We start from the raw sequence: 12,836 nt of genomic DNA, 5'->3' as shown, positions 1-12,836 counted from the left end.
ATTGTTATTAAGTGCCAAATGTATTGTTTTTTATAAAAAATAAAAACTATAATTTCATTTAACTAACAAATTAATTATGAATTTGGTTTTTTTATTTTGAAAAAAAATGCAAGGAATGTATTCTGAGTAATTTAAATAATAATTTAAATTAATATTTTTCTTATAAAAAATTTTTGGTATCAAATAATTTTTATATTTTTAGAATTCAAATATTTTGCTCAAAAGCATGTAATTTCACCTATGACTCTCAAACAGATTAAAGATTGTTTTAAATTTTCTCGTGAACAGCGAACGGGTATTGTTTTCTTGTTTGGAATTATAATAATCCTTCAGTCAGTATTTTTCTTTCTTGATTTTAATGCAATTGAAAAAGAATATCCAGACAAACAAAAATGGCTTTCTCTACAATCGGAAGTTGATGTTGCTAAAATGAATGATTGGGATGATAAACCTAAAATGTACCCTTTTAATCCCAATTTTATTTCTGATTACAAAGGCTACAAAATCGGGATGTCTGTTCAGGAAATTGACCGGCTTCTAGATTTTAGAAAACAAAATAAATTTGTAAATTCTGCCAAAGAATTTCAAGTTGTAACAAAAGTTTCAGATTCGTTGTTGAATATGATTGCACCATTCTTTAAGTTTCCAGATTGGGTAAATCGTAAAAAAGAATTTAAGGATTATAAATATGATCAGAATTCGGCTTTCTCTAAAAAAGAAAAAATAGCTTTAATCGATATTAATCAAGCAACGAAAGAAGATTTGATTAAAATAAATGGGATAGGAGAGGTGATTTCGCTTCGGATTTTAACTCAAAAAGAAAAATTAGGTGGATTTGTTTCCATGGAACAGCTTAAAGATGTTTGGGGATTGTCTCCTGAAGTAATTCTGAATTTAAATACCCATTTTCAGATTGGAAAACTTTCAAATTTGAATAAAATTGATATCAATAATGCTTCAATAAAGGAGCTTTCTCAGTTTTTTTATTTCAAATATGACTTAGCAAGACAAATTGTAAAATATAGAAGTATGAATGGTGATTTTGAAAATATTGAGGATTTGATAAAAATTAACGGCTTTCCTGTTGAAAAATCAAATTTTATTGCCTTATATTTGGACTTTTAATATAAAAGACATTTATGATGAATTTTGATTACAACGAAACGCAATCTTTAATAGCTCAATCTATAAAAGATTTTGCCGAAAAAAATATAAGACCTTATATAATGGAGTGGGATGAAGCTCAAATCTTTCCAATTCCGCTTTTCAAAAAGCTGGGAGAAATGGGATTTATGGGGGTTTTGGTTCCAACTGAATTAGGAGGCTCAGGATTAGGATATCATGAATATATCACGATTGTGGAGGAAATTTCAAAAGTTGATCCTTCTATAGGATTGTCAGTTGCAGCTCACAATTCTTTATGTACTAATCATATTTTGACTTTTGGAAATGAAGAGCAAAAGAAAAGATGGATTCCAAAATTAGCCACCGCCGAACATATTGGTGCTTGGGGTTTGACGGAACACAATACAGGATCTGATGCAGGGGGAATGAATACAACTGCTGTTCGTGATGGAGATTTTTGGGTGGTAAATGGAGCTAAAAACTTCATTACGCATGCTATTTCTGGAGATATTGCAGTGGTAATTGTTCGTACTGGTGACAAGGGGGATTCCAAAGGGATGACCGCATTTGTGTTCGAAAAAGGAATGCCTGGATTTACATCGGGTAAAAAAGAAAATAAATTAGGAATGCGTGCTAGTGAAACTGCCGAATTGATTTTCGATAATTGTCGTATTCCGGATGCTAATAGATTAGGTGAAGTTGGGCAGGGATTCATACAAGCTATGAAAATTCTTGATGGCGGACGTATTTCAATTGGAGCTTTGTCATTAGGGATTGCAAAAGGGGCTTATGAAGCGGCTTTGAAGTATTCTCAAGAAAGGCATCAGTTTGGTCAGCCTATTTCTGAATTTCAAGGAATATCTTTTAAATTAGCTGATATGGCTACCGAGATTGAAGCTTCAGAATTATTGTTGCACAAAGCGGCTTTCCTTAAAGAGCAACATCGACCTGTAACCACATTAGGTGCTATGGCCAAAATGTATTCATCAGAGGTTTGTGTAAAAGTGGCTAACGAAGCTGTGCAAATACACGGAGGTTATGGTTATACTAAAGATTATCCAGTAGAAAAATTCTATAGAGATTCGAAATTATGTACCATAGGGGAAGGAACTACCGAAATTCAAAAAGTAGTAATTTCTAGAAATTTATTGAAATAAATAGTATGGTGGCAAGTCGTTCGCCTTTACTTTGATAGCTAGCTTTTGCTCTTCACATGTGACCAAGAGTATTTTTGGTTTGAATCAAACTTGGTTGTTGTTGTGAAATAAACTAAAAAAAAATAAAAATAAAGCGCTCAAAATTCAAAATAATGTTTACTTTTGCGCACTTAACGAAAGGGGGTGATAAAATTATGTTAATTATACCAATTAAAGACGGAGAAAATATCGATAGAGCACTTAAGCGCTACAAAAGAAAATTCGATAAAACTGGAACTGTAAGACAACTAAGAGCACGTACTGCTTTTATTAAGCCATCAGTTATCAATAGAATGAAGTTTCAAAAAGCAGCTTATATTCAAAACATGAAAGATGGTTTAGAGAATATCTAGTCGAATTCTATTAAAATAAAATTACCGTTAGTAATTAAAGTTTCTTAACTTTGATGCTAACGGTTTTTTTATGGCTACAAATAATAAAGATGCATTTAGAGATTATCTGCAATTAGAAAAAAAATATTCCCCACATACCATAAATGCTTACTTAAATGATGTTGCTTATTTTGAGTCATTTAATAAGGGGTGTTTTGAACAAGATTCAATTGAGCAGGTTAATTATAGTCAGATTAGAAGTTGGATTATTTCTCTTGTTGAAGATGGTGTTTCAAATGGTACTGTAAATAGAAAGATAGCTTCCTTAAAAGCTTTTTATAGGTTTCTCTTAAAAATAAAACAAATCCAGATTAATCCGTTGTTGAAGCATAAGGCTTTAAAAACAGAAAAAAAACTTCAAATTCCCTTTTCCGAAAAAGAACTTACTGAGGTGTTGTCTCAAAATTTACATTCTGAAGGGTTTCAGGAAATAAGAGATAAGCTTATAGTAGAGTTGTTTTATACTTCAGGTATACGGAGGACAGAACTTATTCATTTGAAATATTCTAATGTTAATATAGTTGGGAGTACTTTAAAGGTGTTGGGGAAAAGAAATAAAGAGCGTATTCTTCCGGTTTTGCCTATAGTAGTTCAGCAGTTGTTGTTGTATATTAAGGAGCGTTCCTTATTGGAAGCAATAGTGGATGAGGATTATTTATTTCTAACAAAAAAAGGGTTAAAATTGAGTGATTCTTTTGTGTATCGTTTAATAAATTCATACTTTAGTAGTGTCTCCGAGAAGGTAAAAAAAAGTCCTCATATATTAAGACATACGTTTGCGACTCACTTATTAAATAACGGAGCTGATTTGAATTCAGTTAAAGAGTTATTAGGACATTCTAGTTTGGCTTCTACGCAAATTTATACCCATAGTAGTTTGTCTGAACTCAAAAAGGTGTATCATGAGGCGCATCCTAGGAATAAAAAATAATTCTGAAATGTTTAACCATTAAATAGATTGATTATGAAGGTAAATGTTCATGCAGTTAACTTTACTGTTGACAAAAAGCTGGTTGATTTCGTTCAAGAGAGAATGGATAAATTGGAAAAGTATTATGACAGGGTTGTTTCTTCGGATGTTTTTTTGAAGGTGGAAAAGACAAGTGAGAAGGAAAATAAAATCGTCGAAATAAAGATTAATGTTCCTGGAGATGATTTTTTGGTTAAAAAGCAGTGCAAGTCCTTTGAGGAAGCAGTGGAACAATCGGCCGAATCTTTAGAGCGATTACTGGTAAAACGTAAAGAAAAGTTAAGAACACATATTTAATTAAATTTTTTTTCAAAAAATGTTTTGATTAAAAGATAAAATCTCTACATTTGCAGTCCGTTAGAAATAGCGGACTTTTTTTATTGATATTGCCAGCGTAGCTCAGTTGGCTAGAGCAGCTGATTTGTAATCAGCAGGTCGTGGGTTCGAGTCCCTCCGCCGGCTCAAAAGGCGAAAGTTTTGATATAAAAAGTTGGGGAGATACTCAAGCGGCCAACGAGGGCAGACTGTAAATCTGCTGTGTGAACTTCGCAGGTTCGAATCCTGCTCTCCCCACTAAAGCTAGATGGCAGATTTTAGTTAGCAGATTTTTAAAGTCTGCGATCTGTAGTCAAAAAAACTGCCGACTTAGCTCAGAGGTAGAGTGCTTCCTTGGTAAGGAAGAGGTCACGGGTTCAATTCCCGTAGTTGGCTCAAGTAAGTAGGAAATTGAAATAAATATATAAACTAGATTAAAAATTAAGTAAAATGGCAAAAGAAACCTTTAACCGTTCGAAACCACACTTAAATATTGGTACGATCGGACACGTAGATCACGGTAAAACTACTTTAACAGCAGCAATCACAAAAGTGTTATCTGATGCTGGTTACTGTCAAGCAAAATCATTTGATCAAATTGATAATGCTCCTGAAGAAAAAGAAAGAGGTATTACAATTAATACATCACACGTAGAGTATGAAACGGCTAACCGTCACTATGCACACGTTGACTGTCCTGGTCACGCGGATTACGTAAAAAACATGGTTACTGGTGCTGCTCAAATGGACGGTGCTATCCTTGTTGTAGCTGCAACTGACGGACCAATGCCACAAACACGTGAGCACATCCTTTTAGGTCGCCAAGTAGGTATTCCTAGAATGGTAGTTTTCATGAACAAAGTGGATATGGTTGATGATGCTGAGTTATTGGAATTAGTTGAAATGGAAATTAGAGACTTGTTGTCTTTCTACGAATATGATGGTGACAACTGTCCAGTTATTCAAGGTTCTGCTTTAGGTGGATTGAATAATGATGCTGCATGGGTACCAAAAATTCTTGAATTGATGGAAGCTGTTGATGCTTGGATCGAAGAGCCAATTCGTGATACTGAAAAACCATTCTTGATGCCAGTTGAAGATGTATTTACAATTACAGGTCGTGGAACTGTTGCTACAGGTCGTATCGAAACTGGTATTGCTAATACAGGAGATGCTGTTGAAATCATTGGTATGGGAGCTGAAAAATTAACTTCTACTATTACAGGAGTTGAGATGTTCCGTAAAATCCTTGATAGAGGTGAAGCTGGAGATAACGTAGGTTTATTGTTAAGAGGTATTGATAAAGAATCTATCAAAAGAGGAATGGTTATCATTAAGCCAGGATCAGTAAAACCACACGCTACTTTCAAAGCTGAGGTTTATATCTTGAAAAAAGAAGAAGGTGGACGTCACACTCCATTCCATAATAACTACCGTCCACAGTTCTACGTACGTACAACTGACGTAACAGGAGTTATTACTTTGCCAGAAGGTGTAGAGATGGTAATGCCAGGTGACAACTTAACAATCAATGTTACTTTGTTAAGCCCAATCGCAATGAGCGTTGGTTTACGTTTTGCTATCCGTGAAGGTGGTAGAACTGTAGGTGCAGGTCAGGTAACTGAAATTGTAGCTTAATACTATAATAAATACCAAAACCAGTGTCGTTTTGACGACGCTGGTTTTTATTAACTACGGGCGTAGTTCAAGGGTAGAATAGCGGTCTCCAAAACCGTTGATGGGGGTTCGAATCCCTCCGCCCGTGCAAAATAAACTAATCACTATGACAAAAGTTGTTAATTACATATCAGAATCATTTGAAGAATTAAAATCAAATGTAACTTGGCCAGCTTGGGCTGAAGTACAACGTCTTACGATTGTTGTTGCTGTATTTTCAGTGGTATTCGCTTTAGCAACATGGGGAGTAGATGAGGTATTTGCAAATCTATTAGAGAAATTTTTCACCTGGATAAAAGCATAATTTTTTCTAATGGCAGATAATAATATAAAAAAGTGGTATGTCGTTCGTGCAGTAAGCGGACAAGAAAATAAGGTAAAAGCTTATATCGAAACGGAAATTGCTCGTTTGGGTATGAGTGATTATGTTTCACAAGTTCTTGTGCCAACTGAAAAAGTAGTTACTGTGAAAGAGGGTAAAAAACTATCGAAAGATAAGGTTTACTTTCCGGGATATGTTATGTTGGAAGCCAATTTAGTTGGAGAGATTCCTCATATTATTAAGTCTATTACAAGTGTTATCGGATTCTTGGGGGAAACCAAAGGTGGAGAGCCTGTTCCGTTAAGAATGTCTGAGGTAAATAGAATGCTAGGTAAAGTGGATGAGTTGGCTGTTAATACAGATACTCGTTCTATTCCTTTCAACTTAGGTGAAACTATTAAAGTGATCGATGGTCCTTTTAATGGCTTTAATGGAACGGTTGAAAAAATTAATGAAGAAAAGCGTAAACTTGAGGTGATGGTGAAAATTTTCGGAAGAAAAACACCTTTGGAATTGAGTTTTATGCAAGTTGAAAAAGTATAATTTTTGTTACATCTATAATAACCACTGCAATCGCTTCCAATGATTGTCGTGTTAAATTTTTTAAAAATGGCTAAAGAAATTAGTAAGGTAGTTAAACTACAAGTTAAGGGAGGTGCTGCGAACCCGTCGCCACCGGTTGGACCTGCTTTAGGAGCTGCTGGGGTAAACATCATGGAGTTCTGTAAGCAATTTAATGCTAGAACTCAGGATAAACCTGGCAAAATATGCCCAGTACAAATTACTGTGTATAAAGACAAATCATTTGATTTTGTTGTAAAAACTCCTCCGGCGGCTGTCCAGTTATTGGAAGCTGCAAAGCTAAAGTCCGGATCAGGTGAACCAAATCGTAAAAAAGTAGCTAGCGTTACTTGGGATGTTATCAAAGCAATTGCTGAAGATAAAATGGTAGATTTAAATGCATTCACAATCGAATCTGCTATGAGCATGATTGCTGGAACAGCTAGATCTATGGGTATAACTGTATCAGGAGATTCTCCTTTTTAATTAAGAGAAAGACATGGCAAAATTGACAAAAAAGCAAAAAGAGGCTGCTTCAAAAATTGAAAAGAACAAATTATACTCTTTGAAAGATGCTGCTGCATTAATCAAAGTTATTGCTTCTGCAAAATTTGATGAGTCTGTTGATATCGCTGTTAGATTGGGTGTAGATCCAAGAAAAGCGAATCAAATGGTGAGAGGTGTTGTAACGTTACCTCACGGTACAGGTAAAGATGTTAAAGTATTAGCATTGGTTACTCCAGATAAAGAAGCGGAAGCTTTGGCAGCTGGTGCAGACTATGTAGGTCTTGACGATTATTTACAAAAAATTAAAGACGGTTGGACAGATGTTGATGTAATTATCACTATGCCTGCTGTTATGGGTAAATTAGGTCCATTAGGTCGTATTTTAGGACCTAGAGGTTTAATGCCTAACCCTAAAACAGGTACTGTAACTATGGATGTTGCAAAAGCTGTTGCAGAGGTAAAAGCTGGTAAAATTGACTTTAAAGTTGATAAAACTGGTATTGTACATGCAGGAATTGGTAAAGTTTCTTTTGGAGCTGAGCAAATTTATGACAATGCACACGAAATTATTCAAACATTAATCAAACTTAAACCAACTGCTGCTAAAGGTACCTACATTAAAGGTATTCACCTTACAAGCACTATGAGTCCTGCAATTGCATTGGACCCTAAAGCAGTATAATTGGTAGTTAATAATTTTTAGTATGACTAGAGAAGAAAAATCAATCGCGATTGAAGATTTAACTGCACAGTTAGCTGGTACAAATATTGTTTATGTATCTGATATTTCTGGACTGAACGCAGAAACTACTTCAAACTTGAGAAGAGCTTGCTTTAAAGCAGGTATAAAATTAGAAGTAGTTAAAAATACTTTGCTTGCAAAAGCAATGGAAGCTTCTGATAAAGATTTTGGTGATTTACCAACGGTATTGGCTGGAAATTCTGCAATCTTTATTGCTGATGTTGCTAATGCACCTGGAAAAATCATTAAAGATTTCAGAAAAAAATCTGATAAGCCTGTATTAAAAGGTGCTTATATTAATTCTGAAATTTACATTGGTGATAATCAATTAGAAGCATTAGCTACTATTAAATCTAAAGAAGAGCTTATCGGCGAAATCATTGGATTATTGCAATCACCTGCACAAAGAGTTATTTCTGCTTTACAAAACCAATTCGCTGGTAGCGAAGAGGCTGAAGCATAATACTCAAAACAGGGAATTTAGTTTCCTTGTTGCTTAAATAGCGCACAATAAATAAATTATATTTTTACAAATCATTTTAAAACGATAGAAAAAATGGCAGATTTGAAACAATTCGCAGAACAATTAGTTAATTTAACTGTAAAAGAAGTTAACGAATTAGCAACAATATTAAAAGATGAGTACGGAATCGAACCAGCTGCTGCAGCTGTAGTAGTTTCAGGTGGTGGAGAAGCTGCTGCTGAAGAAGCTCAAACAGAATTCACAGTTGTATTGAAAGAAGCTGGAGCTTCTAAATTAGCTGTAGTAAAATTAGTTAAAGAACTTACAGGTTTAGGTTTGAAAGAAGCTAAAGATGTAGTTGATAGCGCTCCAAGTAACGTTAAAGAAGGTGTAACTAAAGAAGAGGCTGAAGGTCTTAAAAAATCTTTAGAAGAAGCTGGAGCTGTTGTTGAGCTTAAATAATAAAACTCAGTTTTAAAAACTAGGTTTAGGTCTTGGGTTTAGTCGCCCAAAGACCTAAACCATTTTTAGTATTATAAATGTTTATTTTTGTTTAGCATAAAATAGCCTTATAAACTAATTCCTTTTTACCCATTTACGAGGAAAAAAAATTAACAGATAATAAGAAAGTAGTTATCTTAAATTGATTTTTAAAGATGTAATGGTCGTAAAATAAAAGTATAAATAAAATTGTATTTATACACAAAAAATACTTTTTAATCAAAATTTTATCCATAGATGATAACTAATCAGACTGAAAGATTGAATTTTGCCTCTACAAAAAACATTCCTGACTATCCGGATTTCTTGGATGTTCAGGTTAAATCGTTTAAAGATTTCTTCCAATTGGAAACTAAATCTGACGAAAGAGGCGACGAAGGTTTATATAACACCTTCATGGAAAATTTTCCAATTACAGATACAAGAAATAATTTTGTATTGGAGTTCCTCGATTATTTTGTAGATCCACCACGTTACACAATTCAAGAATGTATTGAAAGGGGACTTACTTATAGTGTGCCTTTAAAAGCAAGGTTGAAGCTATATTGTACAGATCCAGAACACGAAGATTTTGAAACTATTGTTCAAGATGTTTATTTAGGTACTATACCTTATATGACTCCTAGTGGTACTTTTGTAATCAATGGCGCTGAGCGTGTTGTTGTTTCTCAATTGCACCGTTCTCCTGGGGTTTTCTTTGGACAATCATTCCATGCTAATGGAACAAAATTATATTCTGCGAGAGTTATTCCTTTTAAGGGATCTTGGATAGAATTTTCTACAGATATTAATAGCGTAATGTATGCTTATATCGATAGAAAGAAAAAATTACCTGTTACAACTTTATTCCGTGCTATTGGGTTCGAAAGAGATAAGGATATCCTTGAAATTTTCGACTTAGCTGAAGAAATTAAAGTTTCTAAAACAGGTCTTAAAAAATATATTGGTAGAAAATTGGCTGCTCGTGTTTTGAACACTTGGCATGAAGATTTCGTTGATGAAGATACTGGCGAAGTTGTTTCTATTGAACGTAACGAAATAATCCTTGATAGAGATACTATTATCGACAAAGATAATGTGGAAGAAATCATTGATTCTAACGTTAAATCTATTTTGTTGCATAAAGAAGATAATAATCTAGTTGATTATTCTATCATTCATAATACACTACAAAAAGATCCAACAAACTCTGAAAAAGAAGCTGTTGAGCATATCTACAGACAATTGCGTAATGCAGAACCGCCTGATGAAGAAACTGCTCGTGGTATTATCGATAAATTGTTCTTCTCTGACCAACGTTACAACTTAGGTGAAGTAGGTCGTTATAGAATTAATAAAAAACTTGGTCTTGATACTCCAATGGAAAAGCAAGTGCTTACCAAAGAAGATATCATTACTATTGTTAAGTATTTGATCGAATTGATCAACTCTAAAGCGGAGATTGATGATATTGACCACTTATCAAACCGTCGTGTTAGAACAGTTGGAGAACAATTGTCTCAACAATTCGGTGTTGGTTTGGCTCGTATGGCTAGAACCATTCGTGAGAGAATGAACGTTAGAGATAACGAGGTGTTTACACCAATAGATTTGATTAATGCTAAAACATTATCATCTGTTATCAACTCTTTCTTTGGAACAAACCAGTTGTCTCAATTTATGGATCAAACGAATCCATTGGCTGAGATTACGCACAAAAGAAGATTATCTGCACTTGGACCAGGTGGACTTTCGAGAGAAAGAGCTGGATTTGAGGTTCGTGACGTTCACTATACGCACTATGGTCGTTTATGTCCAATTGAAACTCCTGAGGGACCAAACATTGGTTTGATATCTTCTCTTGGTGTTTATGCTAAAGTAAACGGAATGGGATTCATTGAAACACCTTACCGTAAAGTAAATAATGGTGTTGTTGATTTAGATGCTACTCCTATTTATTTAAGTGCTGAAGAAGAAGAAGGAATGTTAATTGCACAAGCAAACATTAAAATGGATGCTACTGGTAAAATCACTGCCGAAAACGTAATTGCGCGTCAAGAAGGTGATTTCCCTGTAATTGACCCTGCTCAAGTACATTATACAGACGTTGCTCCGAACCAAATTGCTTCGATTTCTGCATCTTTGATTCCTTTCTTGGAACATGATGATGCGAATAGAGCCTTGATGGGATCTAACATGATGCGTCAGGCCGTACCATTGATACGCCCTGAAGCTCCAATTGTTGGTACCGGATTAGAGCGTCAAGTGGCTTCAGATTCTAGAGTTTTAATTAACGCAGAAGGAAATGGAGTTGTAGAATACGTGGATGCAAATATCATCACTATCAAATACGATCGTTCTGAGGAAGAAAGAATGGTAAGTTTTGAATCTGATGAGAAAACATACAACTTAATTAAATTTAGAAAAACCAATCAAGGAACAAGTATCAACCTTAAACCTATCGTAAGAAAAGGGGACAGAGTGATTCCTGGTCAAGTATTGTCTGAAGGATATGCTACTCAAAATGGAGAATTAGCTTTAGGTAGAAACCTTAAAGTTGCATTTATGCCATGGAAGGGTTACAACTTCGAGGATGCGATTGTTATTTCTGAGAAAGTGGTTCGTGACGATATCTTTACCTCTATTCACGTTGATGATTATTCATTAGAAGTTAGAGATACTAAATTAGGTAACGAAGAGTTAACGAATGATATACCAAACGTTTCTGAAGAAGCTACTAAAGATTTGGATGAAAATGGTATGATTAGAATTGGTGCCGAGGTTAAACCTGGTGATATTCTTATCGGTAAAATTACTCCAAAAGGGGAATCAGATCCTACTCCAGAAGAGAAATTGCTTCGCGCAATCTTCGGGGATAAAGCAGGTGATGTAAAAGATGCTTCATTAAAAGCTTCTCCTTCTTTACATGGTGTTGTTTTAGATAAAAAATTATTTGCAAGAGCAGTAAAAGACAAACGTAAACGTACTCAAGATAAAGATGCTTTAGGAGCACTTGAAATGGAGTTTGAAGTGAAGTTTGTTGAGCTTAAAGATAAATTGATTGAGAAACTTTTCAATATTGTAAATGGAAAAACTTCTCAAGGTGTAATGAATGATTTGGGTGAAGAAGTTTTACCAAAAGGTAAAAAATATACTCAAAAAATGCTTTATGCTGTTGAAGATTTCGCTCACTTAAGTAAAGGTCAATGGGTTGCTGATGATGTGACTAATAAAATGGTTAATGATTTGATTCATAACTATAAAATTAAATTGAACGATTTACAAGGTGCTTTACGTAGAGAGAAATTCACAATTACTGTTGGTGATGAATTACCATCAGGAATTTTAAAATTAGCTAAAGTATATATCGCTAAAAAACGTAAACTGAAAGTTGGGGATAAAATGGCGGGTCGTCACGGTAACAAAGGTATTGTTGCTCGTATCGTTCGTCATGAAGATATGCCTTTCCTTGAAGATGGAACACCAGTTGATATCGTGTTGAACCCACTTGGGGTACCTTCTCGTATGAACATTGGACAAATCTATGAGACAGTTTTAGGTTGGGCTGGTATGAATTTGGGTAGAAAATTTGCTACACCAATTTTTGATGGAGCAACTCTTGATCAAATCAATGAATTGACTGATGAAGCTGGAGTGCCACGTTTTGGACATACACATCTTTATGATGGTGGTACTGGAGAGCGTTTCCATCAAGCTGCAACTGTGGGTGTAATTTACATGCTTAAATTAGGACACATGGTTGATGATAAGATGCACGCACGTTCTATCGGTCCATACTCGTTGATTACTCAACAACCACTTGGAGGTAAAGCTCAATTTGGAGGTCAGCGTTTTGGAGAGATGGAGGTTTGGGCACTTGAGGCTTATGGAGCATCAAGTACACTTCGTGAAATCTTGACTGTTAAATCTGATGATGTTATAGGTAGAGCCAAAACTTACGAGGCAATCGTAAAAGGTGAGTCTATGCCAGAACCAGGATTACCAGAATCATTCAACGTATTGATGCATGAATTGAAAGGTCTTGGACTTGATATTCGTTTAGAAGAATAAATTAAAGTTTAGTAG

The 12,836-nt window shown here is 34.7% G+C and carries 13 protein-coding genes and 4 tRNA genes; all 17 read left to right on the top strand.

All coding sequences use genetic code 11. The annotated features are described in order from the left end of the window. The first annotated feature begins 240 nt into the window (after positions 1-240). The 17 genes from J2W95_RS02675 to rpoB all read left to right on the top strand — a co-directional run bounded on the left by J2W95_RS02675 (position 241) and on the right by rpoB (position 12,821). Positions 241-1,125 carry a ComEA family DNA-binding protein gene (locus tag J2W95_RS02675; protein WP_310003670.1) on the top strand — a complete coding sequence of 295 codons (885 nt, stop codon included), beginning with the start codon at positions 241-243 and terminating at the stop codon, positions 1,123-1,125. A 17-nt stretch (positions 1,126-1,142) separates the two neighbouring features. Then, complete coding sequence (locus J2W95_RS02670; RefSeq protein WP_310004260.1) at positions 1,143-2,282, top strand: acyl-CoA dehydrogenase family protein; 1,140 nt, start codon at positions 1,143-1,145, stop codon at positions 2,280-2,282. A 194-nt stretch (positions 2,283-2,476) separates the two neighbouring features. After that, positions 2,477-2,674, top strand: coding sequence for a 30S ribosomal protein S21 (rpsU, locus tag J2W95_RS02665; protein WP_024982054.1), 198 nt, complete (start codon positions 2,477-2,479; stop codon positions 2,672-2,674). Positions 2,675-2,744: 70 nt separating this feature from the next. Then, positions 2,745-3,644 carry a tyrosine-type recombinase/integrase gene (locus J2W95_RS02660; protein ID WP_310003666.1) on the top strand — a complete coding sequence of 300 codons (900 nt, stop codon included), beginning with the start codon at positions 2,745-2,747 and terminating at the stop codon, positions 3,642-3,644. Positions 3,645-3,677: 33 nt separating this feature from the next. Further along, positions 3,678-3,980: a ribosome hibernation-promoting factor, HPF/YfiA family gene (hpf, locus tag J2W95_RS02655; protein ID WP_310003664.1), complete on the top strand. Its 303-nt coding sequence runs from the start codon at positions 3,678-3,680 to the stop codon at positions 3,978-3,980. A gap of 91 nt (positions 3,981-4,071) precedes the next feature. After that, a tRNA-Thr gene (locus J2W95_RS02650) sits at positions 4,072-4,145 on the top strand. A 30-nt stretch (positions 4,146-4,175) separates the two neighbouring features. Further along, positions 4,176-4,256 (top strand) — tRNA-Tyr (locus tag J2W95_RS02645). 66 nt (positions 4,257-4,322) lie between these two features. Next, a tRNA-Thr gene (locus tag J2W95_RS02640) sits at positions 4,323-4,394 on the top strand. 54 nt (positions 4,395-4,448) lie between these two features. Continuing rightward, the gene (gene tuf, locus J2W95_RS02635; RefSeq protein ID WP_310003662.1) at positions 4,449-5,636 is read left to right on the top strand and encodes an elongation factor Tu; all 1,188 of its coding nucleotides are present in this window, start codon (positions 4,449-4,451) and stop codon (positions 5,634-5,636) included. Positions 5,637-5,692: 56 nt separating this feature from the next. Continuing rightward, positions 5,693-5,763: transfer RNA gene (locus J2W95_RS02630), tRNA-Trp, on the top strand. Positions 5,764-5,781: 18 nt separating this feature from the next. After that, positions 5,782-5,979: a preprotein translocase subunit SecE gene (gene secE, locus J2W95_RS02625; RefSeq protein ID WP_077370842.1), complete on the top strand. Its 198-nt coding sequence runs from the start codon at positions 5,782-5,784 to the stop codon at positions 5,977-5,979. A 9-nt stretch (positions 5,980-5,988) separates the two neighbouring features. After that, on the top strand, positions 5,989-6,540 hold the full coding sequence (gene nusG / locus J2W95_RS02620; RefSeq protein WP_077370832.1) for a transcription termination/antitermination protein NusG: 552 nt from the start codon (positions 5,989-5,991) through the stop codon (positions 6,538-6,540). A gap of 66 nt (positions 6,541-6,606) precedes the next feature. Continuing rightward, a complete protein-coding gene (gene rplK / locus J2W95_RS02615) occupies positions 6,607-7,044 on the top strand; it encodes a 50S ribosomal protein L11 (protein ID WP_035639405.1) in 438 nt (145 codons plus the stop codon). A gap of 13 nt (positions 7,045-7,057) precedes the next feature. After that, the gene (gene rplA / locus J2W95_RS02610) at positions 7,058-7,747 is read left to right on the top strand and encodes a 50S ribosomal protein L1 (RefSeq protein ID WP_072944426.1); all 690 of its coding nucleotides are present in this window, start codon (positions 7,058-7,060) and stop codon (positions 7,745-7,747) included. 22 nt (positions 7,748-7,769) lie between these two features. Beyond that, complete coding sequence (gene rplJ / locus J2W95_RS02605; protein WP_310003655.1) at positions 7,770-8,270, top strand: 50S ribosomal protein L10; 501 nt, start codon at positions 7,770-7,772, stop codon at positions 8,268-8,270. 93 nt (positions 8,271-8,363) lie between these two features. Then, positions 8,364-8,732: a 50S ribosomal protein L7/L12 gene (gene rplL / locus J2W95_RS02600; protein WP_077370834.1), complete on the top strand. Its 369-nt coding sequence runs from the start codon at positions 8,364-8,366 to the stop codon at positions 8,730-8,732. Between the two features lie 276 nt (positions 8,733-9,008). Continuing rightward, a complete protein-coding gene (rpoB, locus tag J2W95_RS02595) occupies positions 9,009-12,821 on the top strand; it encodes a DNA-directed RNA polymerase subunit beta (protein WP_310003652.1) in 3,813 nt (1,270 codons plus the stop codon). The last annotated feature ends 15 nt before the right edge of the window (positions 12,822-12,836 follow it).

This window comes from Flavobacterium granuli (assembly GCF_031456055.1).
Classification (GTDB): Bacteria; Bacteroidota; Bacteroidia; order Flavobacteriales; family Flavobacteriaceae; genus Flavobacterium; species Flavobacterium granuli_A.
Note: the sequence above shows the minus strand (reverse complement) of the source record. Positions and strands in the feature narration are given on the sequence as shown.